The organism is Vibrio sp. M260121 (genome assembly GCF_036533715.1).
Taxonomy (GTDB): domain Bacteria; phylum Pseudomonadota; class Gammaproteobacteria; order Enterobacterales; family Vibrionaceae; genus Vibrio.
Genome location: NZ_JATABF010000002.1, coordinates 136,712 through 163,133, shown reverse-complemented (window position 1 = coordinate 163,133; position 26,422 = coordinate 136,712). Strand labels below are relative to the sequence as shown.

At 46.2% G+C, this 26,422-nt stretch carries 27 protein-coding genes; 10 read left to right on the top strand and 17 right to left on the bottom strand.

Translation table 11 applies throughout. The features are described from left to right. Positions 1-16: 16 nt before the first annotated feature. From QTO06_RS02385 to QTO06_RS02355, 7 genes are all read right to left on the bottom strand, one after another. The gene (locus QTO06_RS02385) at positions 17-763 is read right to left on the bottom strand and encodes a phosphatase (RefSeq protein WP_331406761.1); all 747 of its coding nucleotides are present in this window, start codon (positions 761-763) and stop codon (positions 17-19) included. Positions 764-789: 26 nt separating this feature from the next. After that, positions 790-1,524 (bottom strand): nucleoside/nucleotide kinase family protein, encoded by a 735-nt coding sequence (locus QTO06_RS02380; RefSeq protein ID WP_005452446.1) that lies wholly within the window; start codon positions 1,522-1,524, stop codon positions 790-792. A gap of 9 nt (positions 1,525-1,533) precedes the next feature. Further along, positions 1,534-2,052 (bottom strand): MltR family transcriptional regulator, encoded by a 519-nt coding sequence (locus tag QTO06_RS02375; protein ID WP_029788584.1) that lies wholly within the window; start codon positions 2,050-2,052, stop codon positions 1,534-1,536. Between the two features lie 59 nt (positions 2,053-2,111). After that, the gene (locus QTO06_RS02370; RefSeq protein WP_331406759.1) at positions 2,112-3,383 is read right to left on the bottom strand and encodes a zinc-binding dehydrogenase; all 1,272 of its coding nucleotides are present in this window, start codon (positions 3,381-3,383) and stop codon (positions 2,112-2,114) included. 47 nt (positions 3,384-3,430) lie between these two features. After that, positions 3,431-4,852, bottom strand: a complete 1,422-nt coding sequence (locus QTO06_RS02365) for a PTS mannitol transporter subunit IICB (protein WP_331406758.1) — start codon at positions 4,850-4,852, stop codon at positions 3,431-3,433. A gap of 12 nt (positions 4,853-4,864) precedes the next feature. Next, positions 4,865-5,308, bottom strand: coding sequence for a PTS sugar transporter subunit IIA (locus QTO06_RS02360; RefSeq protein ID WP_005425097.1), 444 nt, complete (start codon positions 5,306-5,308; stop codon positions 4,865-4,867). Positions 5,309-5,783: 475 nt separating this feature from the next. Then, a complete protein-coding gene (locus tag QTO06_RS02355) occupies positions 5,784-6,503 on the bottom strand; it encodes a GntR family transcriptional regulator (RefSeq protein ID WP_020194774.1) in 720 nt (239 codons plus the stop codon). A gap of 313 nt (positions 6,504-6,816) precedes the next feature. Between QTO06_RS02355 and mngA the strand changes: the two genes are divergently transcribed. The 3 genes from mngA (at position 6,817) to manA (ending at position 12,856) form a co-directional block, all read left to right on the top strand. Beyond that, positions 6,817-8,751, top strand: coding sequence for a PTS 2-O-a-mannosyl-D-glycerate transporter subunit IIABC (mngA, locus tag QTO06_RS02350; protein WP_331406757.1), 1,935 nt, complete (start codon positions 6,817-6,819; stop codon positions 8,749-8,751). 156 nt (positions 8,752-8,907) lie between these two features. Beyond that, positions 8,908-11,547, top strand: coding sequence for a mannosylglycerate hydrolase (gene mngB / locus QTO06_RS02345; RefSeq protein WP_331406756.1), 2,640 nt, complete (start codon positions 8,908-8,910; stop codon positions 11,545-11,547). A gap of 115 nt (positions 11,548-11,662) precedes the next feature. Then, a complete protein-coding gene (manA, locus tag QTO06_RS02340) occupies positions 11,663-12,856 on the top strand; it encodes a mannose-6-phosphate isomerase, class I (protein WP_331406755.1) in 1,194 nt (397 codons plus the stop codon). A 237-nt stretch (positions 12,857-13,093) separates the two neighbouring features. Here the strand turns inward: manA and QTO06_RS02335 are convergent, their stop codons facing one another. After that, positions 13,094-13,480, bottom strand: coding sequence for a GlcG/HbpS family heme-binding protein (locus QTO06_RS02335; protein ID WP_331406754.1), 387 nt, complete (start codon positions 13,478-13,480; stop codon positions 13,094-13,096). 9 nt (positions 13,481-13,489) lie between these two features. Next, positions 13,490-14,458 carry an aldo/keto reductase gene (locus QTO06_RS02330; RefSeq protein WP_331406753.1) on the bottom strand — a complete coding sequence of 323 codons (969 nt, stop codon included), beginning with the start codon at positions 14,456-14,458 and terminating at the stop codon, positions 13,490-13,492. A 154-nt stretch (positions 14,459-14,612) separates the two neighbouring features. Here QTO06_RS02330 and QTO06_RS02325 point away from each other — a divergent pair, with 154 nt between their 5' ends. Then, complete coding sequence (locus QTO06_RS02325) at positions 14,613-15,488, top strand: LysR family transcriptional regulator (RefSeq protein ID WP_331406752.1); 876 nt, start codon at positions 14,613-14,615, stop codon at positions 15,486-15,488. Between the two features lie 9 nt (positions 15,489-15,497). Here QTO06_RS02325 and QTO06_RS02320 read toward each other — a convergent pair whose 3' ends face one another. Then, the gene (locus QTO06_RS02320) at positions 15,498-17,270 is read right to left on the bottom strand and encodes an SgrR family transcriptional regulator (RefSeq protein WP_331406751.1); all 1,773 of its coding nucleotides are present in this window, start codon (positions 17,268-17,270) and stop codon (positions 15,498-15,500) included. Between the two features lie 227 nt (positions 17,271-17,497). Between QTO06_RS02320 and QTO06_RS02315 the strand changes: the two genes are divergently transcribed. After that, on the top strand, positions 17,498-17,629 hold the full coding sequence (locus QTO06_RS02315; protein WP_009706196.1) for a hypothetical protein: 132 nt from the start codon (positions 17,498-17,500) through the stop codon (positions 17,627-17,629). A gap of 235 nt (positions 17,630-17,864) precedes the next feature. Continuing rightward, complete coding sequence (locus QTO06_RS02310) at positions 17,865-18,404, top strand: peroxiredoxin family protein (RefSeq protein WP_005435499.1); 540 nt, start codon at positions 17,865-17,867, stop codon at positions 18,402-18,404. A gap of 114 nt (positions 18,405-18,518) precedes the next feature. Here the strand turns inward: QTO06_RS02310 and QTO06_RS02305 are convergent, their stop codons facing one another. Together QTO06_RS02305 and QTO06_RS02300 are read right to left on the bottom strand one after the other, a co-directional pair. Then, entirely contained in the window at positions 18,519-18,887 is a 369-nt protein-coding gene (locus QTO06_RS02305) for a winged helix-turn-helix transcriptional regulator (RefSeq protein WP_010451131.1), read from the bottom strand. A 167-nt stretch (positions 18,888-19,054) separates the two neighbouring features. Further along, a complete protein-coding gene (locus QTO06_RS02300; protein WP_010451130.1) occupies positions 19,055-19,639 on the bottom strand; it encodes an NAD(P)H-dependent oxidoreductase in 585 nt (194 codons plus the stop codon). A 270-nt stretch (positions 19,640-19,909) separates the two neighbouring features. Between QTO06_RS02300 and QTO06_RS02295 the strand changes: the two genes are divergently transcribed. From QTO06_RS02295 to QTO06_RS02285, 3 genes are all read left to right on the top strand, one after another. Beyond that, positions 19,910-20,251, top strand: coding sequence for an ArsR/SmtB family transcription factor (locus QTO06_RS02295; protein WP_005425131.1), 342 nt, complete (start codon positions 19,910-19,912; stop codon positions 20,249-20,251). An 85-nt stretch (positions 20,252-20,336) separates the two neighbouring features. Further along, positions 20,337-21,392, top strand: a complete 1,056-nt coding sequence (gene arsB, locus QTO06_RS02290) for an ACR3 family arsenite efflux transporter (protein ID WP_331406750.1) — start codon at positions 20,337-20,339, stop codon at positions 21,390-21,392. A gap of 144 nt (positions 21,393-21,536) precedes the next feature. Next, positions 21,537-21,755, top strand: a complete 219-nt coding sequence (locus QTO06_RS02285) for a hypothetical protein (RefSeq protein WP_331406749.1) — start codon at positions 21,537-21,539, stop codon at positions 21,753-21,755. Positions 21,756-21,770: 15 nt separating this feature from the next. On the opposite strand, the gene QTO06_RS02280 is transcribed toward QTO06_RS02285, so the two are convergent. Further along, positions 21,771-22,553, bottom strand: coding sequence for a helix-turn-helix transcriptional regulator (locus QTO06_RS02280; protein WP_331406748.1), 783 nt, complete (start codon positions 22,551-22,553; stop codon positions 21,771-21,773). A gap of 31 nt (positions 22,554-22,584) precedes the next feature. Continuing rightward, positions 22,585-23,118 carry a YbhB/YbcL family Raf kinase inhibitor-like protein gene (locus QTO06_RS02275; protein ID WP_331406747.1) on the bottom strand — a complete coding sequence of 178 codons (534 nt, stop codon included), beginning with the start codon at positions 23,116-23,118 and terminating at the stop codon, positions 22,585-22,587. Between the two features lie 189 nt (positions 23,119-23,307). On the opposite strand from QTO06_RS02275, the gene QTO06_RS02270 reads away from it, so the two are divergent. Further along, positions 23,308-24,099 (top strand): PhzF family phenazine biosynthesis protein, encoded by a 792-nt coding sequence (locus tag QTO06_RS02270; protein WP_258489597.1) that lies wholly within the window; start codon positions 23,308-23,310, stop codon positions 24,097-24,099. 116 nt (positions 24,100-24,215) lie between these two features. Here QTO06_RS02270 and QTO06_RS02265 read toward each other — a convergent pair whose 3' ends face one another. The 3 genes from QTO06_RS02265 to QTO06_RS25520 all read right to left on the bottom strand — a co-directional run bounded on the left by QTO06_RS02265 (position 24,216) and on the right by QTO06_RS25520 (position 26,372). Beyond that, positions 24,216-24,578 carry a RidA family protein gene (locus tag QTO06_RS02265; protein ID WP_005534602.1) on the bottom strand — a complete coding sequence of 121 codons (363 nt, stop codon included), beginning with the start codon at positions 24,576-24,578 and terminating at the stop codon, positions 24,216-24,218. Positions 24,579-24,592: 14 nt separating this feature from the next. Then, positions 24,593-25,639 carry a lactonase family protein gene (locus tag QTO06_RS02260; protein WP_331406746.1) on the bottom strand — a complete coding sequence of 349 codons (1,047 nt, stop codon included), beginning with the start codon at positions 25,637-25,639 and terminating at the stop codon, positions 24,593-24,595. A gap of 79 nt (positions 25,640-25,718) precedes the next feature. Then, positions 25,719-26,372: a PfkB family carbohydrate kinase gene (locus QTO06_RS25520; RefSeq protein WP_443088826.1), complete on the bottom strand. Its 654-nt coding sequence runs from the start codon at positions 26,370-26,372 to the stop codon at positions 25,719-25,721. Positions 26,373-26,422 lie beyond the last annotated feature (50 nt).

Below are 26,422 nucleotides of genomic sequence, written 5' to 3'. Positions count from 1 at the left end.
TTGGAGCACTAGCTTCTCAATAGAGTGCTTCGAACTCAGGGATCCTCGCCTTACCTCTCAGAAGTAAGAAGTTCAAGAATCGGCTCGTCGACGTAGTGAGTATCTTCTCTTCTTCAACACCATGTTTTTCCAGCAAAGCAATTGCCAAATCTAACTTGGAAATCTCTTCACTGAAATGGGCATCCGACCCTGTACTGAAGTAAACGCCAATCTCTTTGCCCAATTCGACAATGCGATCACAACGAGAATCACTGCCCTTACGGCTTTTGCCCGTCAAAGACGTATTGTTAACTTCAATTGCTACATTGTTCTCTTTGGCACAGCGCAAGACCTGTTCCATATCGAATGAGTAATTTGGGTTACCTAAGTGGCCAAGAACATCCACTCTGCCACTTTTAATGGCATTTATCAGGGCAGCGGTATGCTCAGCTTCCGTTGCTGGCTTGAATACGGGTTCATGGAAACTCGCAATCACCCAGTCAAGATGTTGGTCAGAGGACGCTGGTAAGTCTATCTCCCCTTTCACATTCAGCGTGTTGGCTTCTACGCCACGGAGAATACCTACATCGTGTAAAAAGCGGGGCAAAATTCTTTGATTGTTGAAATACCAGTAGTGAGGGGCTCCTGGCATCTCGGGAGCATGATCGGTGGTACAAAGAAGTTTTAGCCCCTTATTCTTAGCAGACAATGCGTTCTCTAAAATGGTGCTGTAAGCGTGTCCACTGGCAATAGTATGGGTGTGGCTATCAATCACGATATCCATGGTAACCTCCTGAGATTGTGGACGAACTATCGAATTTCGAACGAGCCGTTTTGATTAAGGAACAAAGATAAGTCAGCAGGAACCGAATGATTCAGAACTTTATCAACGTTGACCGCATCAGAACGTAAATAGAACTCCAATGCCGCTTCTGGGTCTGTACCGCCGCGGATTTTACGATTGACCAAACGATCTTGTAGAAACTCCGCTTGGGTATCAATAAACACCGTAAAATCTGCCAAACGATGCAGTTCTTTCCATACTGGTTCATCAAGCAGCAGCCAGTTACCTTCAACAACGACAATATTGCGATTAACTTGAATGGCATCATCAACTGGGTCATGTAAGTTGCGGTCGTAGTAAGGCCACTTACTGTCTTTCACTTTCAGTTGTTTCAGTTTGTCGATAAGCTCCGTGAGATTGAACGTCTCGTAAGAGCCTTTAATGCTGCGCAGTGGAACACGTTCACCATTACGCTCAATGGTGTTGCTGTCGAGGATTTCATTCGGGTAGTGAAAACCATCAAAAGGCAGAACCTGAAGTGGCTCTTGGTTTTCATCTTGTTCTGATAAATATTCCCAAAAGGCTGCTAGCGTAGACTTTCCACTACCCGGAGGGGCGCACAAGAACACAACAATACGCTCCTGCTTCTCGTGATAAAGGCGGGTAAACTTTTCGATAAGAGGTTGATGGATTCGCTTTACGTCGGCTTCAGGAAAGGTAGCTTCGGTCTCAAAACCACTGACGTTTAAATTCACTTTCATGGTGAACCCTTATTGATTTATCTCCCCTTCGATTCTTTCTATCAACATTTCACACGACAGCTTTAATACTGTTTTGATGAGGGCTTCGTATCTCATTTGTGAAAAGGACTCAAACGAAGAGAACTTAAGCTGATTGATCGACTCAAGATAAAAGCTGTCTTGCTGGGAAGAGAGTACTGATTGGTTTTTAATGAAGTCGTAAATCACGTCATCGGCAAACTCGACCTTTTCCGACTGAGTGACCGCGAACTCCAACACCTGATCGTACAACCCAATGTCAGCGTAAGTTTCCAGTGAGATCTTGCCCATTGCAAACATCAACTTAGACACCACATCGGTTGTTGCTAACGGACCATCTTCTTTCAATAAAGGATCCACAGCATACTCCTTCACGAGGTCGTCTTGAACGAACACTTTCGGAAGCAGTGCTTTTAACTTGAGGTTAATTATTTTGTTAGAAACCTGAAGAAACGCAGTGGCATTTTCGCACTCGTCCAGCTTCTCCAGTAATTCATCTTCACGTGACAACGTCTTATGACCTCTCCATTATGTGGCAGCACAGAGGCTACCACACAAATTCGTTGCAACTAAACCGTTAAGCCCACGTCATAAAACTCAAGTAACGCTTTTTCTGCATGAGCATTCCACACATAGTTGTTTGCGTTCAAAATTGCGTCTAATTCGACGAAGAACGGGTCTTGGTCTGCCAACGATAAAAAGTCATCAATCGCGGTCAACGGCAGGTCAATATGCGGGTAAATCAACTTTTTACCACCCGGAATATCCAACTGATTCAAAATCGTATGTGGCGCAGCTTGCAGACCACCAACGTGTGTGATCATGAACGATGGATTGATCTTACCTTGTGAAGACAAGTCGATAGACTCCACCATGTCGCCAGTTGAGCCACCAGACGTGCCCACAATATGCGTTGACTCGTAATGCACATTGTAGAAGTTAAACGGTACTTTAAATTTCTTATCGGTAGGTCCTGCGAAGAAGTTCAAGCAGCCGTCGTTACCCAACAGCTCGTCGGCTTGCTCTAATACTTGCGATACTGCTGCGTATACCATCACGTCATCGTAGCCTTTGCCGTCGTTAAGCGCTTTCAGATAAGTGACAGGATCATCAACTTGGGCTGTATTCACGTAATGCAGTTCAACGCCTTGCTCTTTTGCTTTCTCAACCGGAATTAAGCACTCTGCTCGGTCTAAACGTGCGGCGTCGATGTCCGTCACCACGATCAATTTTGGCTTCACTGGTCCGTTAATCGCGTAATCAATCGCGCCAATCCCCATTGGACCAGCACAAGCTAACAGCGCTAACGCCCCCCCCTCTTTGATGCCCATATCGTGCTCGTACACGTATTGTTTAGTGTGGTAACTAGCATGGTAAGCACCGATGATGCATGACATTGGCTCAGCCAAAGACGCATCTGCAAAGTAGTCACCGTGGTAAGGCAAAACGCAACCTAAGTCGATAGCGATTTTAGGAATGATGGAATACGTTGCGTTGCCACCAAAGGTTTCGTAGCTGTAACCCGCCGAGTAACCACTAGGCAAGCCCATTGCTGGTTGTAGAACAAAGTAATCGCCTGCTTTGTACTGGTCTTTTAGATTCTCACCGACTTCAACAATCACACCTGCGTATTCATGACCCGTCATCACTGGCACTTCATCAATGTTCTCAGGTACGCGTTTGTGTTTGCTACCCAACAATGCTGCTTTGTAAGTGGATAAGCAAATGCTGTTTGAAATGTTTTTAACCAGAAGTTCATCGGCTGAAATGCTTGGCAAATCAAAGGTTCTTAGTTGAACATCTTTCTCGCCACAGATAACCGCTGCCGTTGTTTGTACCATGATTTCTCTCCTAAATGGGGTGGTAGGTGCCACCCCATACTGCATTGTTAGGCTGGTTGCTCAGTCGCGACCGCTTGTTGCTTAATCGTATCCATCAGCTCATTGAGCGCTGGGTCATTGAGGAAGTTCTTAATCGTTACCACTGGCAAGCCTGTTGCTTTGATGGCTCGACTTTCTAAGCTTTCGTGTGTCACGACGATGTCAGCTTCACTTGGGACTTTTTCGATAGCGAAGTTCTTCACTTCAATATCAATCCCGGCTTGAACTAACTTGCGTTTGAAGGTTGAAGCGCCCATCGCACTTGAGCCCATACCCGCATCACAAGCGAACGCGACAAATGAAATTGGTTTGTTGACTTCTTGTGTTGCTGCAGCAACTGGTTTGATTGTGCCTTCTGCTTTCATGTCTTTCATATCAGAGACTGATTGTTCAAAGTCGTCTTCTTTGTCTTCTGCTTTGCTCATCTTCAGAATCGCACTTGCAACAAGGAAGGAGACAATCGTTGCAGTTGTGACGCCTGCGATGGTCGCTAGGAAGCTGCCTTTCGGTGTTAGTGCTAGGTAAGAGAAGATTGAGCCTGGACTTGGACCTGCTACCAAACCTGCATCAAGTAGGTTAAAGGTTGCGATACCTGTTGCAGCACCCGCAATCATCGCCAAGATCATGATTGGCTTCATTAACACGTACGGGAAGTAGAGCTCATGAATACCGCCGAAGAAGTGAATGATGATGGCACTTGGCGCAGAGCGTTTAGACAGACCTTGACCAAACTTCGCGTAAGCCAGCAGCATACCAAGACCTGGACCTGGGTTAGATGCCACCATAAAGAAGATAGATTTGCCTGTTTCAGCTGCCGCTTGCAGACCTAATGGGTAGTAAATACCTTGGTCGATAGCGTTATTTAGGAACAGCACTTTCGCAGGCTCGTTGATGATAGCAAGCAGAGGAAGGAATCCCGTCGCCACCAAGGCTTCGATGCCTGATTTCACAAACAAGTTTGCCGCAGTTACCGCAGGGCCAACAATCTCGTAGGCAAACAGACACAGGATCATGCCCACAATACCTAATGAGAAGTTGTTCACCACCATCTCAAAACCAGAGGGAATACGGTGTTGGATTCGCTTATCCATTTGCACCACAACCCAAGCACTGAGTGGGCCCATGATCATCGCGCCAACAAACATTGGGATGTCCGCACCAACGATAACACCCATGGTACCGATGGCACCGGCTACCGCGCCGCGTTTATCACCAACAATTTGACCGCCGGTATAACCGATCAACAGTGGTAATAAGTAAGTGATCATTGGACCAACGAGTTCTCCAAACGCTTCGTTTGGCATCCAACCTGTTGGGATAAAGAGTGCAGTAATAAAGCCCCAAGCGATGAAGGCTCCGATATTTGGCAGCACCATGGCGGTCAAATGACCCCCGAAGGCTTGCACATTGGCTCGCATGTTTGCTTTCACGTTATGTTCCTTTTAGTATGCTTTTATTATGTCTAGCACTTGTTCCTTAGATGAAGCTTGTGCCAGTTTTGCAATGTTCTCTTCGTCCACAAACATCTCGCTCAGCGCTTGAATCACCTCAATGTGGGTATCAGAGTCTTTTGCAGCTAGGGTAATAAGAATATTGGCAGGACCAAGGTCCGAACCAAAATCAACTGGTGAAGGGAAAATATGAATGCCCAAGCCCGTTTTTAGGACACCGGTTTCTGGGCGAGCATGTGGCATCGCCAGTCCAGGGCACAACACATAGTAAGGACCATTTTCTTCGGTCGATTGGATGATGGCATCCGCGTATTGCTGAGAAACGTAACCTTTGTCTTCTAGATATTGCGTTGTCTTTTTAACTGCGTCTTGCCATTGGTAAGCGCGGTCATTAATAACATCTACTAGTTCGTGGTCGATTAATTCATACAGCATTTTTAAACCCTATCAACAGTTCGGTATCGATGGGTTAATTATCAATAAGAGTCGTGGAACGGCGCAAGCACGCCTCTTTTGTGCAACAAATCACAATTAAATGGCTGTCAATTTGTTTTAATGAACGTAGCTCAAAAATAGACAAAGAAAGTTAGCAACAAATTTTCTTTCAGCAACATGTCAATAGACATAATTTGAACCTCCGCACCCATCCGAACATTTCTAGAAATTCGCAATAATTTATCTCGATCACATTATGACTCTTGACTCGCTATTTATCGTGATTAAATTCAAACTTCATTTTCCACTAATTCGGCGCTAGTGAGTTTCAAACAGGGATAATCATCACACTTGTTTGTTAAAAGAAATCGAAACGTTGCTTAGTTTCAACATATAGCAAGCAGAAGGTCGGAAGAGAAAAGACACAAAAAACCCGCCGAGTGGCGGGTTTAAAATGAAATGCGTAATATCGCGCTTACGACTTATGACGTTTTGCCACCAGCGTAAACTTGTAATCAGTCGATTTGAAGTAGTTGCGGCTGTATTCAAACACCACATCTCCTTGTAAGAAACCACGCGTGCGCTTTTCGATGATCGGCTCGGCTGGATCAATATCTAGCAACTCTGCAATGTCTTGCGGTGGCAATACCGGGATGATTTCTTGCTCACTGCGATCAATCACCATGCCCTTCTCTTTCTCAATAAAGTGGTACTTAGAACCTTGCATCACTTGGTAGGTGAGATCAGGGAACATGTCTGTCGGCAACCAAGTTTCTTCTACTGTGATTGGGTTGTCATCAAGGTAACGAACGCGTTTCACGTAAAAGACTTTGTCATCTTCATTAATGTTCAGCGCATCCGCCATCGTGAGCGATGCTTTAGTGATCTCGAACGCGACCACATCACTGTGCGTGACTGCATTTAGGTGCGCCCACTTCTCTGCAAAGCTGGTCTGTTGGTAAATGTCGTAGTTAACCTTGTTCTCTTTCACATAGGTACCACTACCCTGCACACTCTCCAGTTCACCATTTTCAATCAGCAATTTTAACGCTTGGCGAACCGTGACTCGGCTACAAGAAAATTCTTCGCGTAACTGAGCTTCGGTAGGAAGAGCGGTTCCTACTTTGTATTCGCCATCGCTGATCTTCTCGCGAATCGCATCCGCAATCTGGCGATACATTGGCAGTCTTGCCATGTTTACCTCTATAAAAACAATACAAATGACCATTCAAGTGAACTTGTTTGAGACAACTCAAGAACCGAGCACACTGGAGTGAACTATCATTGCAAGAAAGACTTGGTTTATGAGCTCTATAATACGAATTCAGGTCAACATGACAAGCACTTGTTCGCATATCGACATACAAAAACAAGCCAAAACAATACAACAATAATACATATTTTAATTCAACTGCGATCCTGATCACGGATCATTTGTATTTAAAAGGTATTATTCACATCATTGTTGAATGCACAACAATGTCGAATGTGACAATGGGACAAAAGTTATGAAATTAACCTCTCTTACAAACCCATCGCTGATAAACCTACAAACGACGTTCGAAAGTCGTGACGCAGCGATTCGTGCACTTGCCGACCAGCTAGACCAGCAAGGCAAACTGCATAACAAGGAAGAATACCTACAAGCAGTGTTTGCTCGTGAAGAGCAAGGCCCGACGGCGCTAGGCGAAGGCTTAGCAGTACCGCACGGTAAGACAGATGCAGTAAAAGAGGCGGCGTTTGCCGTAGCCACACTAAAACAAGACTTAAAGTGGCAAGGTCTGGATGAAGACGAAGACGTAAACCTGATCTTCCTAATCGCAATTCCAAATGCGGAAGCAGGTTCAACACACATGCACCTGCTGACCGAACTGACCACAACGTTAGTGGATGACGATGTTCGTGAAGCGGTACTCAATGCTACAAATGTAGAACAAATTTTCGCTTTGCTAGATGGTCAGGCAGAGCAAGAAGAAAAACAAGACCAATTAGATACAAATGCACCAACCATCGTTTGTGTGACGGCTTGCCCTGCGGGTATTGCGCACACATACATGGCAGCAGAATACCTAGAGAAGACGGGTAAGAAGCTGGGTTACAACGTGCATGTTGAAAAGCAAGGCGCAAACGGTATTGAAGATCGTTTGACTGCTGAACAGCTCAACAGTGCAACAGCGGTCGTTTTCGCGGCTGAAGTGGCAATCAAAGAGTTAGAGCGTTTTGACGGTATTCCTCGTGTAGAAGTGCCAGTAGCAGAGCCAATCAAACACTCTGAGCGCATTCTTAACGAAGCGGTTGAAGCAGGTAAAGCAGGCCGAAGTGCAGACGCTGCAGTTGCAACCAACGACAAACCGAAAAAGCTACCACTTAAAACTGAACTGAAACAAGCACTGCTATCAGGTATCTCTTACGCCGTTCCTCTTATCGTTGCTGGCGGTACCGTACTTGCTGTTGCCGTGCTATTGGCACAAATGTTCAACCTACAAGATTTGTATGCAGAAGAAGGCTCTTGGCTGTGGATGTACCGCAAGCTAGGTGGTGGTCTACTAGGTACATTGATGGTGCCTGTACTAGCAGCATACACCGCTTACTCATTGGCAGATAAACCAGCGCTTGGTCCAGGCTTTGCCGCAGGTATTGCAGCGAACCTTATCGGCTCTGGCTTCCTTGGCGGTGTTGTCGGTGGTTTGATTGCTGGTTACGTCATGCGTTGGGTAAAAGAGAACGTACGTTTGAACCCAGCGTTCAACGGCTTCCTAACCTTCTACCTATACCCGGTTATCGGTACTTTGGTTGCTGGCTCACTGATGCTGTTCGTTATCGGTAAACCTGTTGCTTGGCTAAACCAAGGTTTGACGGACTGGCTAAACGGCATGTCTGGCACCAACGCCCTACTTCTAGGCGCAGTAATTGGTTTATTCGTATCGTTCGACCTTGGTGGTCCAGTTAACAAAGCCGCTTACGCATTCTGTTTGGGTGCAATGGCGAACGGTGTTTACGGCCCATACGCTATCTTCGGTTCGGTGAAAATGGTCTCTGCGTTCACAGTAACGGCTTCAACCATGCTTGCACCTCGCCTGTTCAAAGACTTCGAAATCGAGACGGGTAAATCGACTTGGTTACTTGGTCTAGCGGGCATCACTGAAGGTGCAATTCCGATGGCTATCGAAGACCCAATCCGCGTTATTGGCTCGTTCCTACTTGGCTCTGTGGTAACAGGCGCAATGGTGGGTGCTGCTGGCGTAGGTCTATCGACTCCAGGTGCCGGTATCTTCTCAATCTTCCTACTACACGATGCAGGTCTAGGCGCATTCACTGCTGCGGCAATCTGGTTTGGCGCTGCGCTGATTGGTGCAACTATCTCGACCATCACTCTCATCATGTGGCGAGCACACGCAGTAAAAAAGGGCAAATTTGTCACTGAGGCTGCTGCTCAGCATTAATTCGAATCATTCATAGATTCGCTCAACACAAACTTTGGGCGTGGGATTTCTGCGCCCTAAATATTCGTCGGCAAGCAAAAATGCCGTAAAAACGAATAGAAAACAATCAAATTTAAAACAAATTAACGGCAATTATTGCCTAAGACGGTAAAAGTTATGACTACATCTCGCGTTCATATTACTCCTCACATGCACTGGGATCGTGAATGGTACTTCACTACAGAAGAGTCTCGCATTCTGCTAGTGAACAACATGGAAGAAATCATGACTCGTCTGGAAAACGATCCAGACTACAAATACTACGTTCTAGACGGTCAAACCGCAGTTCTGGAAGATTACTTCGCAATCAAGCCAGAAAACAAAGAGCGCGTACGTGAGCTAGTACAAGCAGGCAAACTGATTGTTGGCCCTTGGTACTCTCAAACGGATACAATGCAAGTATCTGGCGAATCAATCGTACGTAACATGCTTTACGGATTACGTGACTGTCTAGCGCTAGGCGAGCCAATGAAGATTGGTTACCTACCAGATTCATTCTCTATGAGCTCTCAGCTGCCAGCTATCTACAACGGTTTTGGCATCAATCGCGCCATGTTCTGGCGTGGTTGTTCAGAGCGTCACGGCACAAATAAAACCGAGTTTTTGTGGCAATCAAACGATGGCAGCGAAGTCTCTGCGCAAGTACTGCCACTGGGCTACGCGATTGGTAAATACCTACCGCAAGACGAAGAAGGTCTGCGCGCGCGTCTAGATAAATACTTCCCAGTGCTGGAAAAACCGTCGGTAACAAAAGACATCTTACTACCAAACGGTCACGACCAAATGCCTATCCAAAAAGACATCTTCGAGGTGATGGATAAGCTACGTGAAATCTACCCAGACAAAGAATTCAAAATGAGCCGCTTTGAAGAAGTGTTCGAGCGTATTGAAGCCGAGCGCGATCAGCTTGATACCATTAAAGGCGAGTTCAACGACGGTAAATACATGCGTGTTCACCGTACTATTTCTTCAACGCGTATGGACATCAAACTGATCCACGCAGAAGTAGAAAACAAGATCGTAAACATCCTTGAGCCATTAGCGTCTATCGCATGGACACTAGGTTTTGAATACCACCACGGTCTAATCGAGAAGATGTGGAAAGAGAGCATGAAGAACCACGCTCACGACTCGATTGGCTGCTGCTGTTCAGACAAAGTACACGCAGAGATCCTGAACCGTTACATCCTTGCTGACGACATGGCGACCAACCTGATCAACTTCTACAAACGTAAGATTGTTGACCACATGCCAGCGCGCGAAGGTTGCGACAAGCTAGCACTATTCAACCTATCGCCATACGCTCGTGAAGAAGTGGTAAACACCACCATCACTATCCGTGCAGAACAGTTCAACCTGTTTGATGAAAACGGCACGCCAGTTGAGTACTTCATCCAAGATCAACGCGTAATCGACCCAGGTAAGATTGACCGTCAAATCGTTCACTACGGTAACTACGACCCGTTCATCGAATACGATATACAAATCAAGCACACTGTGCCAGCAATGGGCTTCACGACCCTACACATTCAAGCGAATGAGAAAGGCACGCAAAAAGTGGCGGAGCAGAAGGGGTTCCTTCTTGAGAACGAATTCTACCGCATCAACGTAAACGCAAACGGCACTCTGAACATCTTCGACAAAGAGACAGAGCACCTTTACGAACAAGCCCTGCGTATTGAAGACGGCTCTGACGATGGTGATGAATACGACTACTCACCTTCTCGTAAAGAGTGGTTACTGTACTCAGACGAATTCGATGCAGAAGTGAATGTGAAGCACGAAGGTTTCCAATCTGTGGCAACCATCAAGCTGCGCATGAACTTACCTGAGAACCTACAACAACGTGAAGAGCGCACAGGTCAAAACGGTTACCTAGACGTGAACTGCCAGGTGGTTCTAAAACAAGGTACACGCCGTATTGAAGTTCGCATGGAGTTGGACAACCAAGCCGACGACCACCGTGTTCGTGTATTAGTACCAACACCGTTTGTGTCTGAAACCGTAGTAGCGGACAACCAGTTCGGTTTGATCACTCGTCCAACGAACGATCCAGAAATGGCGAACTGGGAAGCAGACGGCTGGAAAGAAGCACCAGTGCCGGTTTACCAGCTAATGAACTTTGCTGCGGTTGAAAACGCACAAGGTGGTATGGCGCTAATGAGCAACGGTCTGCGTGAGTTTGAAGTGATTTCAAGCCAAGAGAATGAAGAGCGTGACACATTCGCCCTAACCCTTCTGCGTGGTATCGGCGTATTGGGTAAAGAAGAGCTGTTGCTTCGTCCGGGTCGTCCATCTGGTATCAAGATCCCGACGCCAGATTCACAAGTACGCGGCAAGATCGTTTGTGAGTTCGCACTATTCGGTTTCGCGGGCAACCACATCGAAGCAAACGTAATGGCAGCGGCGCGTGACAACGTGACTCCAATCCAGTGTTACAACAAGATTCCTTACAACGCGATGAAGCTGAACGTAGGCGAGCAAAATTTACCGCTAACGCACAGCTTGCTAAACAAATCGCTAGAAGGCGCAGTACTGAGCGTACTGAAGAAGGCGGAAGACGAGGATGCACTCATCCTGCGCGTCTACAACCCATCAGAGAGCGAAGTGATTAACGACACAGTGACGTTTGCTTCAGAAGTAACGTCATGGAAAGAAACACAGCTAGACGAGAAAGTGCTACCAAATGAGGTAGAGACAGCATCGTTCGGCACGCTGAAACCGTGTCAGGTTAAATCTTTCCAAGTGAAATTCTAATCCGGTTATCAGGATAAGGTCATCAACTAGATAACCCGTCCAAACCGACTCAGGCTTGCTCTAATTGTGGAGCAAGCCTCTCCTCTTCTTTCGTTCCAATCAAGAGAATATCGCCATGCAACATGCTCTATTCAAACTGGACAATGTGATTCAAAACTACGCTTGGGGTAGCCACACGTCGATTCATGATTTATTCGGCATCGACAATCCAGCGAACGAGCCACAAGCAGAAATCTGGATGGGTGCTCATCCAAACGGTTGTTCAAAGCTTGCTGACACCAAACAACTGCTGTCAGAAGTCATCAACCAAAACAAAACGCAATCGCTGGGTGATTACACCGCAGCACGTTTTGGTGAACTGCCGTTCCTATTCAAAGTACTGGCAGCTGAAACACCGCTGTCTATCCAAGTACACCCAAGTAAGCACAAAGCGGAAATTGGCTTTGCTCGTGAAAACGAACAAGGCATTCCACTTAATGCTGCAAACCGTAACTACAAAGATCCAAACCACAAACCGGAGTTGGTTTATGCGCTGACATTTTACAAAGCGATGAACGGATTCCGCCCAATTGAGCAGATCTTATCTCTGTTTGAACAAGCGAACATCACTGCTCTAGAGACTGAAATCAACGCACTGAAAGCGACACCAAACAGTGAAGGTCTTAAAGTGTTCTTCTCTGCAATTATGTCGTTAGAAGGCGAGCGCAAACAACAGGCTTTGAATGAGCTATACGCAAGCTTAGAGCGCCCTGCGAAAACTGCCATGGCACGAGAAGCTTACGGTTATATTCAGGACTTCCGTCAGCATTACGCGGACGATATTGGTCTATTTTCGCCATTGATGTTGAACACGATTGAACTCGCTCCGGGCGAAGCGATGTTCCTTCATGCTGAAACGCCACACGCATACGTCCAAGGAACAGGTTTGGAGATCATGGCGAACTCAGACAACGTGCTGCGTGCTGGCTTAACACCTAAGTACATCGACGTTCCTGAGCTTATCGACAACACCATCTTCAACGCGATTGACCCAGAACAAATCAAGCTCGCGCCAGTACATAAGCAAGGCAAGCTTAGTTACCCAATTCCGGTGGATGATTTCGGTTTTGAAGTGATGGCCGTTGAAGGTACAGCAACGACTCAATTCGTGCGCAGCGCAGAGATTTTGTTTTGTATCGAAGGGGAAATCTCGGTTTCTAGCCAAGACGATCACATCACTTTGAAAGCGGGTGAATCGGTATTCGTCTGCAGCAACTCAGTAAAGTACGTTTGCCAAGGTCAAGGCACCTTAGCTCGCGCCTTTAACTGATTGGCAAAATGAACTGACAGCTTGTTGGATAGCGGCTTTCTGTTATCCAGTAAGCACGCTCCTAACCTAGGTTTGCGCTGATTCTGTCAGTGGTCAGCAATAACCACCTTGTCACGCTCCACTTCGATGACGCTTTTCGAGGGCGAGCAGACATTTACCGTTGATATTCGTGGTCAACTCCATCATTTTGACCATCCCCACCAATGTCTAGCGAAGAGCATTGGTGGGATTTTTTGTTTACAGCGCTTTTAATACTTCCATCGCAAGCGCTTCATCGTCTTGCTCTGCCAACCCACTGATACCAATTGCACCGACAACTTTCCCCTCTTGTTCTACAGGTACACCGCCCATAAAGCCGGTGATCTTTGGGTCAGTCCAATAACTCAACTGCTTACCCGTCTCACGAGCCCAAGCGCCCAGACTGCCACTAGGCTGACGGTCTCTAGCCGAGGTGTAGGCTTTGTTTTGTGCCAACAAACCTGCTTGCACGCTCACATCATCCATTCGGGCAAAACCGAGCAATTCGCCATGCGTATCAACCACGGCAACCGCAATGTTTTGCTTGCGATCAGCAGCAATTTCCAATGCCGTTTGAATCAGAGTTTGAACTTGTACGTATTTCATTTTTCTCTCCTAAGGGATCTCATGACCAAGGGTTTTCTCGAACAATCCATACCAATGGCTGCGTGATAGCGTGACGTTCTCTACTTGAGCACAAGCGCGAATACGCTGTGGGTTTGCAGTACCAATAACAGGCTGAATTTGGTTTGGATGACGCGTTAGGAAGGCTAAAACAATCGCCTCGGACGACACGCCATATTCAGCTGCTAGCGCCATCACCATCTCCGCCGCCTGTCTAATATTGTGATCATCAGAATGTAAGCCACGCTCTGAGAATCTGCCCTGCGCCATACTGCCCCACGCTTGCAGTTGGATATTGTGCCTACGGGCATGTTCCAGTGTTCCCGCAACGTAGTCAGATGCAGACGAAGGAAGCCCCATGCCCTGCTTGATGAAGTCAGACTTAGCCAGACTCATTTCCAACTGGTTCGCCACAACAACTTCGCCCGTTGCTTGTTGAAGAAGATCAATTTGAGCACTGTTCATGTTAGAAACACCGAAGTGGTTAACTTTGCCTGCTTGTTTCAGGGCTTGTAGCGCTGTGCCTAGTTCTTCAAATTCAACCAAAGGATCCGGGCGATGCAGCATCAAAACATCAAGGTTTTCCACGCCAAGGCGCTCAAGAATGCCCTCAACAGAAGCCGTCACCCATTTGGCAGAGAAGTCATACTGCTTAACACCTTGCTCATCTCCTAGACGGATGCCGCACTTGGATTGCAGATAAATTCGCTCTCGTAACGTTGAGTCACTGGCTAAGATGCGCCCAAACACTGCTTCTGCCTTACCGAATTTGTAGATATCCGCATGATCAAAGAGATTGATGCCTACCTCTAATGCTGCCTCTACAGCGGCATAAGCTTGGTTTTCATCTTGGGCGGTTAATGGGTTGCGATTCCACTCCCCTCCAAGTCCCATGCAGCCGAAGACCAAGCGGCTAACGTTAGGTAAGGTTTTAGCGAGCGGTAGTGTTGGATTGTTCATCGTTGTTCTCACTTTTCCGATTTCTGCATTTTCAATTTCTGAAATTAACTCGAACCATCTTACCGTTCGTAATAATTAGTTTAATACCGTAAAATCGAATTCATTATCCTCGTTACCGAACAATTAAAGCGAACAATAAAGACGAGCAATCAAAATGGCAGATTACAAAAGAATCGAAAAACTGATGCTGTTTGCCGAAGTGGCTCAAACTCTCAATTTTTCTAGAGCAGCGGAGCAACTTGGCATTTCTAAAAGTTACCTGTCGGAACAAATCAAGCGATTGGAATCGGAACTCGCTACTCCTTTGATTGTTCGAACTACACGCAGCGTGAGATTGACGGCAGAAGGTGAGTCGATCTTTGCGCAAGCGGAAGATCTCAAACGCCGCGTAATGGAAATGGAAAAGAGTTTAAGTCAGCAATCTGAACAAATAGACGGTCTGATTCGGCTTACCGCTCCCAAGATGTTTGCTGAAGCGGTGCTGCATGATTTATGCGTAGCGTTTCGCGCTCTACATCCAAACGTAGAGTTCGAGATCCTTTCTAGCTATCAAGCGTTTAATCTGACGGAAACCAGCGTCGACTTTGCGTTTCGAGCGACAAGAACCCCGCCCGAGAATATGATTGCGCATCACCTTTTGGACTACTACCACTGGCTGGTTACTTCTCCTGAGTATCTGCGAGAAAAAGGCACGCCGGAGACGTTAGCGGATTTAAAACAGCATCAATGCTTAACCACATTGCATCAAAAAGAGTGGCCGTTAAAAACGGGAACGGTTCAAACCCAAGGTTGGCTTTCAAGCAATGAAAACCGCCTACTCAAAGAATCAGCCCTGTCTGGCAATGGCATTGCACGATTAGCAAGTTACTTTGTCGAGCAAGACGTTGATAATGGCCGACTAGTGCAGGTTCTATCGGAAGAAACCGACCACCAGCACAATGCAGTGTACCTAGTGTATCCGCAACTTATCTATCAATCGGCGAAAACCAAAGCCTTCATTGAATTCGTGAAGCAGCACTTTGCTAGATAACTAAAGCAGTTAATCCGCTGACCACACTGATCGAATATCCGGCCAACCCCAGTTAGTGAGAGCGACGTCTTCTAAAACACCCTGGAAACGCAGTGTCTGAGTATGGTGGAACATTGGTGCGATCCAGTATTCACTGACCAGTGTTGAGGCAATAGGCTCAAGCGCTTTGAGATAGCCTTCTAACGAAGTATAAGCGCGCACTTTTTCTAGTTGCTCATCTAACCAAGTCGCATTCTCCTCACCCAAAGTGTGGTGCAGTACGGCATTGCTGTAAAAATTGGTAAATGCCGATGCATGGCGGTTGTCATCCAAGTTAATGTTCGTCACCACCAAGGTTTCATCTAGCGTGCCGTTTTTTGCCTTTTCGCTTAGCTCTCGGTAGGAATACATCGCAATGCCAACTTTGCTTCCCGTCCCCTCTAATAGTTTGGCAATCGCGCGAGCACATCGACGTAATGCTGTGTAGTTGTAACCAGCGATGGTGATATGTTTGGGCAATTTGCTCTCTTCGCCAAACGGTCTTAATACTGGCTTCCACGTTGGTAACATGTTGTATGCGGGCACACTGCCAAACACGATCTTCTCTTTGCGCATAACATCAGCAAGTCGCTCTGGTTGAATCAATTCCGCAATATAACGACGCTGCGCTTGAGACAGAGGATACTTGGCATATTGATTGAACAAGGCGAACAAACAGCCGTCCTCGGTGCGACTGTGCTGACTAGCCGGAGCCGCCTCAGCATCTTGTGTCGACATGTAATGCCCGCACATGCTGTCGGCAAGCTCGTCGTCCGCTTTCTCTACCTGTTTGGGTGGAGTGTTTGCGGCTAGGGATGGGTTCTCCATTTTCTCATCATTGACGATCCAGATCGTCACCATGTCGGTTAACACTCGACAGGCGTAATAGCCGTCAAAAGCTTGCAGTTTTAATCGATGAGCACTGTGTTCAATCACAGAGAAAGGACCACTACCAATCACCAAGTTGTTGTTAGCCACGTTAACTTGGCTAACGGGTTGAATACCATATTTCACCCCAGAGATAAGCCCTGCAAAACTCAAATCTGGCTTGATCAGGGTAAACACCACTTTAAGAGGGTTTGGTGCGGTGATGTCGGTAACGTGAGCCAGCTCTTTCTGGTAATACTCCAATGAACTCAGTTTGGCAAACAGGCTCACCACAGTATCAGCATCAATCGGCGCTCCATTATGAAACGTTAGACCAGGGCGAAGATAAAATGTCCACTCAAAGTTCTTCTCATCGTAACGCCAATGATGAGCTAGTTCTGGCTTTACCACACCGTTGTAGTCACTCGATACCAAGCAACAATAGATTTGACGCAGAAAGAAGCGCTCACTGCTGCGGTGAAGTTGGTGAGGGACGATACGTTCAAACGTACGCTTATAAGTCAGCTGGATATTGAGTCGACCTTCTTGAACCGATGCACCTGAAGTGGTTTTGAGCAAACGTCCAAATGCAGTTTCGTCTTCATCGAGAATCGCTAGCGCTTTTTCGTACTTACCCAGCTTAATGCGCTCCAAAGCTAAGCTCTCTTTTAGCGCGCTTAACTCTATGTTTAGGAGCAATGTCGAACGCTGATTGCGGCCCGCTTTTGGCTGCCAACTTAACCACATGAGCGCCTGCATTTGCGACAACAAGCTGCGCGCATGACGAGGAGAAGTGAACAGCAAATCCGCCACTTCCTGCAACGTGGTTTTGACTTCACTACCAACACCTAATGGTGTCAGTCGTTGGTAGTAGCGGAACAAGTTGAGATCAGACACTGCGTATCCTCAAAAAGTGGAGATAGGTTTATTTTACTCAACTTATCCAAGAGAAAATAAGAAAACTTCCGTTCACTTTGTTCCCCTTTTTGCCTACGCAAAGCCAAAAATCGAAGAGTTAGCTCCCCTTTCGAGCTTATTAGGAATAAACCACAGAAATCTACTCTCTTTTTCAGCTCCCCTTTTCTTCGCATACTGACCCTGTCAGCAACAAAGGAGGAAACACTATGCGATTCCAAATTCGATCAGCAAAAGACATGCCTACGATGGCAACCTATTTCCGAGAGCGCGTCGCGCATTCAGACAACAAGCTTGAAGTTATGGCTCTGGTAACAATGAACGATTTCTTCAACTGGTAAACGAACCTTAAGCAGAACTTAGCTCCTGATACTACACCCCCACCTCGTTGTATCTTTAAGTTCTGCTTTCCTCTTCTAACTGTTTCTTTTTCTTGCCATTCATTATCTAGGTTACCAAAAGTTAACTAGTTGAAATGCCGTAAAACTGGGTCTACATTGAAGTCTCACCCCCTACACAATCGCTTTTATTGAGAAGGGGCATCCATGGATATCTACCACCAATTCGGGAGTCATTATGGCAACTTCAGTGAAACTTAAAGCGGGCGACAGCTTCCCTTCTCTTCAAGCAACCTTGCTAGATGGTTCAAGCGTGACGTTAGGTCAGCCGCAAGGTGATGCGACTTGGCAAGCCGTATTCGTTTATCGTGGTAAACACTGTCCTCTTTGTACCAAATACCTCAATGAGTTAGAGGGCTACAAGCAAGCTTTCGCAGAAGCAGGCGTTGATATTCTTGCGGTTTCAGGCGATTCAAAAGAGCAGCTTGAGGGACATCTAGAGAAACTCGAAATCAGCTTCCCGATTGCTTACGGCCTAACCGAAGAACAAATGAAAACATTGGGTCTGTACATTTCACTGCCTCGTTCAGAGCAAGAGACTGACCATAACTTCGCAGAACCAGGTCTGTTTGTAGTAAATGAACACGGCAACTTGCACGTGGTGGATATTTCAAACAACCCGTTTGTTCGCCCTGAGCTTGGCGCGCTATCACGTGGTTTGGCTTGGATTCGTAATCCAGACAACAACTACCCTATCCGTGGTACGTTGGACTACTAAACGGATTACGCCTAATCAGTTCCAGACAACAATCAAACATAAAAAATGCCAGCGATATGCTGGCATTTTTATTGGCTTAAACCGTTAAGCGATGATGAGATACAACAGGCCGCGTTATTTACGCAACTCAATCTGGTGAGTCTCAGACCAAATTCTCAAATCATCAAGAATTTTAAGTGCGGTACGGCCGAACTCTGTTAGCTCATAGCTTACTGCAATTGGACGGTCGCTAATCACTTTGCGCACTACCATGCCTTCCGCTTCAAGCTCTTTCAGACGCTGGTCGATCATCTTTTTGCTTGCGCCGCCTAGCATGCGTGCTAAATCGTTGAAGCGAACAGGGCCGTCTTTCAAGTGATAAATCAGCGAACCTTTCCATTTACCACCAATTAGACGCATCCCTTTCTCGATAGCACAGGGCTCAGCACATACGTTCGCCACTGACTTACGACCTTTGCTATCTACACTGATTCTGCTTTCCACAATACACCTCAAGATACGTACCTAATCTAGGTAACGAAAAGTAAGCTAGATACATTTAGTGTTTTAGAGTAATAAAAACGTCACCTCGCTGCAAACAAATAAAAATGGACCGCATACAGCAGTCCATCTCAATTCATCATTCAGTTCGCACTATCTTCCTTAAAGTATTAGAAGTTTTCGTTAATGTGCGCTTCGAAACGTGCAAAATCATTTTCGATATCCGCATTCTTCATCACATCATAGCTAGCGAATGTCGGCAGTGCTGACATACCAAAGAAACGGAAGTTAGCGTGCATGTGGAACATCAAATCATCGACACCTTTACCTTGGAACAGGTATTCGTTCTCATCATCAAACGATTCTTCTGGTGCGTTGAATGTCAGTGAAAGCATGTACTTAGTGTTGGTTCGCGTACCACCTGTACCATAGTTTTTCTTTGGTTCTTCTGCGCTACGGCCGTCGAAAGCACACAGAGCGCCGCCCATACCCGCAGTGAAAACATCGTCCATGTATTTTTTGAATGACCAAGGCACAGACATCCAGTTGATTGGGCTTTGGATAATCACGCGATCAGCCCATTCAAAGTGTGCGAGTTGCTCATCTACGTTGATCTCATCTTGCATTGTCACAATGCGAACGTCATGGTCTTTTGCTTGTAGAAGCGTCTGTGCTTTATCAACAAGAGAAGCATTTAGACGACCTTCTGAATATGGTGATGGTTCGTGTGCATTGATGATCAGTACGTTGCTCATAGGATTACCCTTAAATAAGTTCACAAGATGACGCGATAACCGTTGTGCGTCGGATGTGGTTTATTATGGTAACCTAGAAATACAATGCAATTAGTTAACTTTTAGTAACCTACCAGACTTTTAATTATACCACTGTTTTTAAAAGAGATATTTTTTCAACTTTTTCTTCATCGTTATTTCCCGATTAGTTTTTTCATCGAATTGTTGCATCTTCCACAGAGCAGGCGTACACTTTATCGCAATTCGACGATTAACTATTAAGGCCAGCGAATGAGTGATAAATGCAACGACAAGTGCGAAGTTGCTTTTCAGACAACGCAACAACAGCTCGAGAAAGAACAAACTCTGGCTGCACAAGCGAAAGCTTTATCCCATCCAGCACGTTTGCGCATTCTGCATATCCTGCACACTCTCGATACCATGGGCGGTTGTTTGAACAGTGATTTGGTTTCTGAGCTGGGTCTTGCGCAATCTACTGTTTCCGAGCACTTGCGTATTCTAAAGCAAGCAGGCTTTATTAGCGCCGAGCCAAACCCACCTAAGGTGTGTTACCGCATTCAGCGCGACGCGTTTGATCAGTTCAATCTAGGATTTTCCAAGTTATTTGATTAATTCCCTTTGCACGCTGGTCAGGCGTGCAGAGATAAACTATACCTTTAACTATCGCCTTTCGACGATAAACGAATAAGAGAACACTATGACTACTCAAGTTTTAAATAGTGCCAGCGACAAAATGAGCTTCTTGGACCGTTACCTAACGGTGTGGATTTTTGTTGCAATGGCAATCGGTGTAGGTATTGGCGCAGCATTCCCTCAAGTAGCTGAGTGGAACGAGTCAATGTCAGTTGGTAGCACAAACGTACCGCTCGCGATTGGTTTGATTTTGATGATGTACCCGCCACTCGCAAAGGTGAACTACAACCTGCTAGGTACAGTGACGAAAGACAAAAAAGCAATCACGCTGTCTTTGGTCATGAACTGGATTGTCGGCCCTATTTTGATGTTCATCCTTGCATTGGCTTTCCTAGGTGATCATCCGGGTTACATGGTTGGTATCATTCTGATCGGTCTTGCTCGTTGTATTGCGATGGTGCTTGTATGGAACGATATCGGTGGCGGTAACAAAGAATACGGCGCAGCCCTAGTTGCACTAAACAGCGCTTTCCAAATCGTGACTTACAGTGTGATGGCATGGTTGTTCATCACTGTGTTGCCACCAGTCTTTGGTTACGAAGGTTTCGTGGTTGATATCTCGATGATGGACATCGCGGAAAGTGTTCTGATTTACCTTGGTATCCCATTCCTAGCGGGCTTCCTAAGCCGCAAATGGCTGGTCGCTGCGAAAGGTGAACAATGGTACAACGACGTGTTCATCCCACGCATTTCACCAATTACGCTTATCGCCCTGCTTGCGACCATCGTACTGATGTTCAGCTTGAAAGGTGAAATGATTCTTGAACTGCCAATGGATGTATTCCGTGTAGCAATTCCACTGGCTATCTACTTCGTATTGATGTTCTTTGTCAGCTTCTTCGTTGGCAAGAAAATTGGCATCGACTACGACAAAAATGCGTCGATTGCTTTCACGGCAACAGGCAACAACTTTGAACTGGCAATTGCGGTTTCTATCGCGGTGTTTGGCCTAAACTCAGACCAAGCTTTTGCTGGTGTCATTGGCCCACTAATCGAAGTACCTGTATTGATTGCTTTAGTGAACGTAGCACTCAAAATGAAGCAGAGATACTACCGGTGATCGGTAACCCTAAATTGCTTTACAGGGCCTTACTCTAATGTAAAAGGTCCTTGGTAATAGGCATTAGAACCTCTGCCAAAAAACAACATGCTAATTCATTTTTTAGGTTATGGTTTAAGTTATACTACCATAAGGAGTTTAAGTATGAATTTGCAACGTAAACGATTGAAATGGCATGCTGTTTTAAAGCTTTCTCAAGAGACCATTCAGTTTCTTGAACAAGACAACAGTAAGGGTTGGAATGACCTTGACAAAGTAAAAACCAATCACCATGCTTCAGAGCTACTGAAAGAGCTGGCTATCGAGTTATTACGCGCCGAACCACAAAGCACACCGGCACTAAAGATAGTAAAACGAGCGTAATACGTTCGTTTGCTTTCAGCTAACTTTAACCGTTCTTATATAATCACTCGGAGTCAATCCGAATTTGCCTTTAAAGCGTTGACTAAAACGCCCCTCGGATTGATAGCCGCAAGACTGAGCCAACATCGCGACGTTGTAGTGGCCATTCTGCATCAAATACAAGGCATGATTTAAGCGCACTTCCGCCAGCACTTCCCGATACTTAATGCCCTCTTGCTTGAGCTTGCGAATCATGGTCGCACGGCTCATGGCAAAACGTTCAGCCACCAGCGCTAATGGGTGTTCCTCTCCCGGAGAATGCGACAAATAACGGCTCAGCTTGTGGCTGAATGTTGTGTTCGCACTCGCAAACAAATGATGCAACACACCACGCTCAGCAAGTTGTTGATACAACCCCATTACCCAGAAAGTTTGGGTCTCTTTGCTCATGGTTTGTTGGTCAAACGAGAACAAAGCATTGAGCGTGTCTTCCAAAGCTTTATCAGCTTCTAATGTCGGCTTTTCTTCACCCTTATCAATGCTCGCACTCAGTTCAAGCATTGCGTCTGTCGGTAAGCAATGGAAACTAAACATTCTGGAGAGAAACTTCCCTTTCTGTGGCAAGTTCTCAAAGCTCAGTGATGCAGAAGCTTCGCAAAGTAGTAATTCAGAATGGGAAATATCCAGCGCCGATTCCTTCCAGAAAAGGCGCTTACTACCCGTAATGATCTGAATAATGCTTGGGGAATGAATCCTCACATTACGAAGCTTCTGTAACTGCTCTGCACGAAATATCGTAATTTGATATTGATGACTCATTGTTTCCCCTTGCTTTCGCCTTTGTATTACCTTAGCGCGTGTAAGTTGCCGTCAGTTTTGCTTTGTCTAGCGCCATGCTATTCAGTGTAAAGCCAACCACCGCCGCAGGTGTATTCTCATCAAGATTTAGTTTGGCCGTTGGCAACGCCCATACTGTGAACTGGTAACGGTGCATACCGTCCGCTTTTGGAGGACAAACACCACCAAAGCCTACGGTGCCGTAATCAATACGAGACTCTTTACCACCCAATTTCTCAATGTTCACACCGCGTGGAAGTTCATTCACCTTAGCAGGAATATTAAACGCAACCCAGTGCCAGAAACCACTGCCAGTAGGTGCGTCCGGATCGTACGCAGTAATGGCAAAGCTCTTAGTTCCTGCTGGCGCATCCTTCCACATCAATTGTGGAGATTGGTTGCCGCCATTACAGCCCCAGCTGTTGTATTCGAAGGTCTTCGCCATAGGATGACCTTCTTGGATGTCTTTACTGGTTAACTCAAATGCTTGTGCTGAACCCACTGCCAATAAGCTTAATGCCAAAACCGATGTAGTGATTGCTTTCATGATGATGCTCCTATTTCTTAAGTTCGGAATAAGTGTATGTCCCAAAAGAAACAGCAACCCATCATTAAGTATCAACAGCATTCATTTTAAGCCAATCAGTGATACTTTTCGTAATATTTTTAAATTCGTGCTTATCGACGACTTATTTGGTTTATGCTGATTAGCCCAAAAGCAAACAAGGAAGCGTAAATGGAACTGGATATCTACGTGGTGGACGCCTTCACCGATACGCAATTCAAAGGCAACTCTGCAGCAGTGGTACCGTTAGAGGAATGGCTTGCTCCAGAGTTGATGCAAAACATCGCGGCAGAAAACAACTTGTCGGAAACGGCTTTTCTAAAATCCATTGGCGCAAACCGATATGAGATTCGTTGGTTCTCTCCTATAACTGAAATCGACTTTTGTGGACACGCCACACTGGCCTCGTCGTTAGTTCTGTTTGATGAGCTTGGCATGAGTGGCACGATTGAGTTCCATACTCAAGAAGTAGGAACGCTCACCGTAGAAAAGAATGCGCAAGGTAAGATTGAAATGACGTTCCCTGCTCGTCCTCCAAAAGCCGTTTCTGATATTCCCTCGGCATTAATTGAAGGCTTGAGTTGCGATGTGGAACGCGTACTGCTTAGCCCCCAAGCGTACTTCGTGGTAGTCGACAGCCAACAAGAGGTAATTGAGGTTCAGTACCGTTCTGAGCACCTCAAGACACTCGCTCCTTACGATGTGGTCGTAACTGCGAAAGGCGATCAACAAGACTTTGTATCGCGTTACTTTTGGCCTGCAAATGGTGGCGATGAAGACCCGGTAACCGGCTCGATTCACGCTGGATTAGCACCATTCTGGGCAGAAGAATTAGGCAAAACATCACTGGTTGCTTATCAAGCTTCTCAGCGCGGAGGCATTTTGCACTGTGAGGTAAACGGCGAACAAGTAAGAGTATCTGGCGACGGCGTGCTCTACATGAAAGGCAAGATTTTTGTGTAGACCTTTAGTTTGTCTTTAGCATTAACCCAATAGAACAAAGCCCAGCATTATTGAACAACATAACGCTGGGTTGAGGATAACACTGGGCTTGATGGTTTAAGTAGAGTGATGTCGAACTACTGGAACTTCTCACCCGCAGCAGCAACGAACGCCATTTCTACCAACAGTTCTGGGTTCGCCAATTCAACTTTGACGCAAGCACGGCTCGGTGCGCATCCCTCAGGGAACCACGCATCCCATACTTCGTTGAGGGCATCGAAGTTAGCAAAATCTGTTACGTAAATCGTCACAGATAGAATGCGAGACTTATCGCTATCAACACTGGCTAGCATTTGCTCGGCTTGGTCGAAGATCTGCTGCACTTGCCCTTTCATATCCGCAGTTGTATCTGCTTCTGCAACCTCAACAAAGTTGGCAATACCGTTGAACACCGTTACATCAGACCAACGTTTGCATGGATTAATACGATGAATTGTCATGTTATTTCTCTTAATTACGGCTTCTCAACCAAACACACAGGCGCACCGATGTCGCATGAGTATCCGGTTGGAGTGATAACGCCAGTTTCCGGATTCCTATGAAAACTAGCGACATTATGTGAATGTTGATTAGCAACGAGCATCCACTGCCCGTCACGGGATAAAACAAAATCTCTTGGGAACGCGCCAGCACAATCGGACGCGGCAATTTGAACCGGAGTATTACTCGTTACATCAAATGTACTGATCAGATTTTGCGCACGGCATGAGACATAGACAAAACGCTCATCCGCAGAGAGACGAATCGCGGCAGCTGCTTCTTTATTCTCTTCATCGGCTAGCAACTTAACTTGCTGAGTCAGATTCCACTGCCCGCTTTGCTTGCGAAGTACCACCAGCGTTTCGGATAGTTCGCAAACAACGTACGCGACAGACTCATCACGATTGAAGACCAAATGACGAGGCCCTGAGCCAGCAGGCATAGTGACGCTGTGAGAAAGTGAAAACTTAACTGTCTCACCATCATTGCCGTAGTCATAGAAGTGAACACTGTCTGTGCCTAAATCGACCACGGCCAATTGAGCGGAGTGTTTTAGCCAAGTGACTTGATGGGCATGAGGTGAGGTTTGACGGTCAATATTCGGCCCATTGCCTTCTACATACAATTCTGCAATGGATTTCAACGGCTTACCTTGCTCATCAAGTTGGTAAACCCTCACATTGCCGGAACCGTAGTTTGCAACAGCGAGTAACGGTTCTTGAATGTCGATATGGCAAGGGTAATCACCTTCAATTGGTAATGCATAGCTGTCTGTTTTTTCAGCAAACATCAGCTCTGCACCTTCCAAGCGTTCGACTTCATTAAAGGTATATAACCCCTCTCCTCTGAGCGCAAGATAAGAAGGGTTACGAACCGTTTTCACCGCTTCAGGAACAAGTTCATTGGTGAGCGTTAATGCTCCAGTATCAGTATCGAGAGAAACACACGCAATGCCCTGACTTTGACTTGGTGAATCGGTATAGGTGCCTACATAAAAATGTAAGTGACCATTTACTATCATGGGAAACCTTTAGGAGATAAAAGAGTGCTTAACCGATAAGATGCCGCCTGCATTACCAGACGGCAATCCCTTTTAGTTATCAATCGGTTAAAGTGTGAAGCAACAACTCAGTTGGTGACACTATGGCGACAATGGTTTCATCAAAAATTATCGCATTTTCATTGATGACGCGTTGATACACTTCAGCATCAGATTGGCTAATATCACTGCCCTGCTTAGCAAGCTCAATCAAGGTTAAACCTAAATCGGCAACTTTGATAGCAGACTCTGCAACTGGCACCGTTTCTACCGACGCCACGTTGGCCGCGAAAATAGGTTTGGCTTGCTGTGCCGCTAACTTAAAGCTCTGATAGAGGTAATCCAGCTCTCGGTTCGCAATCGCGGCTTCTAATTTGTTGAGCGAAGAGGTAGAGAAGTAGCTTTTGACGGCTGCGCTGTCACGCCAATAAAGAAAACTGCGTTCGCCTTCTTGGTCGGTCTGCACCATGTACAAACCCGGAAGTTGAGCCGGGAAGATCTCGACAAGATCAGTCGCAATGCCTTCTTGTTGCCAGTTTTCCAGAAGTTCTTGAGAAAGTACGTCCTCCCCAAGACCAGTCGCATAAGACACTTGGATAGGTTGCTGAGCCGTCAGTCGAGAGACGTAAAGTACGGTATTGAGCGTGTCGCCACCAAAGCCTTTGCGAATTGGGTCACCGCTCAGTTCAATCATGCATTCGCCAAAGAAAGCCATTTTAGTCTGGGATGAATCGGTCATCGTTCACCTACTTTGGATAAATTTGG

What these genes read in the sequence shown, in the direction of transcription:
- QTO06_RS25520 (WP_443088826.1), bottom strand. Translation starts at nt 26,372, where the DNA reads ATGGCTTTCTTTGGCGAATGCATGATTGAACTGAGCGGTGACCCAATT.
- QTO06_RS02300 (WP_010451130.1), bottom strand. Translation starts at nt 19,639, where the DNA reads ATGAGCAACGTACTGATCATCAATGCACACGAACCATCACCATATTCA.
- QTO06_RS02260 (WP_331406746.1), bottom strand. Translation starts at nt 25,639, where the DNA reads ATGATAGTAAATGGTCACTTACATTTTTATGTAGGCACCTATACCGAT.
- QTO06_RS02385 (WP_331406761.1), bottom strand. Translation starts at nt 763, where the DNA reads ATGGATATCGTGATTGATAGCCACACCCATACTATTGCCAGTGGACAC.
- mngA (WP_331406757.1), top strand. Translation starts at nt 6,817, where the DNA reads ATGAAATTAACCTCTCTTACAAACCCATCGCTGATAAACCTACAAACG.
- QTO06_RS02360 (WP_005425097.1), bottom strand. Translation starts at nt 5,308, where the DNA reads ATGCTGTATGAATTAATCGACCACGAACTAGTAGATGTTATTAATGAC.
- QTO06_RS02280 (WP_331406748.1), bottom strand. Translation starts at nt 22,553, where the DNA reads ATGAGTCATCAATATCAAATTACGATATTTCGTGCAGAGCAGTTACAG.
- QTO06_RS02380 (WP_005452446.1), bottom strand. Translation starts at nt 1,524, where the DNA reads ATGAAAGTGAATTTAAACGTCAGTGGTTTTGAGACCGAAGCTACCTTT.
- QTO06_RS02370 (WP_331406759.1), bottom strand. Translation starts at nt 3,383, where the DNA reads ATGGTACAAACAACGGCAGCGGTTATCTGTGGCGAGAAAGATGTTCAA.
- QTO06_RS02335 (WP_331406754.1), bottom strand. Translation starts at nt 13,480, where the DNA reads ATGAAATACGTACAAGTTCAAACTCTGATTCAAACGGCATTGGAAATT.
- QTO06_RS02265 (WP_005534602.1), bottom strand. Translation starts at nt 24,578, where the DNA reads ATGACAATTCATCGTATTAATCCATGCAAACGTTGGTCTGATGTAACG.
- mngB (WP_331406756.1), top strand. Translation starts at nt 8,908, where the DNA reads ATGACTACATCTCGCGTTCATATTACTCCTCACATGCACTGGGATCGT.
- QTO06_RS02285 (WP_331406749.1), top strand. Translation starts at nt 21,537, where the DNA reads ATGAATTTGCAACGTAAACGATTGAAATGGCATGCTGTTTTAAAGCTT.
- QTO06_RS02330 (WP_331406753.1), bottom strand. Translation starts at nt 14,458, where the DNA reads ATGAACAATCCAACACTACCGCTCGCTAAAACCTTACCTAACGTTAGC.
- QTO06_RS02295 (WP_005425131.1), top strand. Translation starts at nt 19,910, where the DNA reads ATGAGTGATAAATGCAACGACAAGTGCGAAGTTGCTTTTCAGACAACG.
- QTO06_RS02325 (WP_331406752.1), top strand. Translation starts at nt 14,613, where the DNA reads ATGGCAGATTACAAAAGAATCGAAAAACTGATGCTGTTTGCCGAAGTG.
- QTO06_RS02275 (WP_331406747.1), bottom strand. Translation starts at nt 23,118, where the DNA reads ATGAAAGCAATCACTACATCGGTTTTGGCATTAAGCTTATTGGCAGTG.
- arsB (WP_331406750.1), top strand. Translation starts at nt 20,337, where the DNA reads ATGACTACTCAAGTTTTAAATAGTGCCAGCGACAAAATGAGCTTCTTG.
- QTO06_RS02315 (WP_009706196.1), top strand. Translation starts at nt 17,498, where the DNA reads ATGCGATTCCAAATTCGATCAGCAAAAGACATGCCTACGATGGCAACC.
- manA (WP_331406755.1), top strand. Translation starts at nt 11,663, where the DNA reads ATGCAACATGCTCTATTCAAACTGGACAATGTGATTCAAAACTACGCT.
- QTO06_RS02355 (WP_020194774.1), bottom strand. Translation starts at nt 6,503, where the DNA reads ATGGCAAGACTGCCAATGTATCGCCAGATTGCGGATGCGATTCGCGAG.
- QTO06_RS02310 (WP_005435499.1), top strand. Translation starts at nt 17,865, where the DNA reads ATGGCAACTTCAGTGAAACTTAAAGCGGGCGACAGCTTCCCTTCTCTT.
- QTO06_RS02270 (WP_258489597.1), top strand. Translation starts at nt 23,308, where the DNA reads ATGGAACTGGATATCTACGTGGTGGACGCCTTCACCGATACGCAATTC.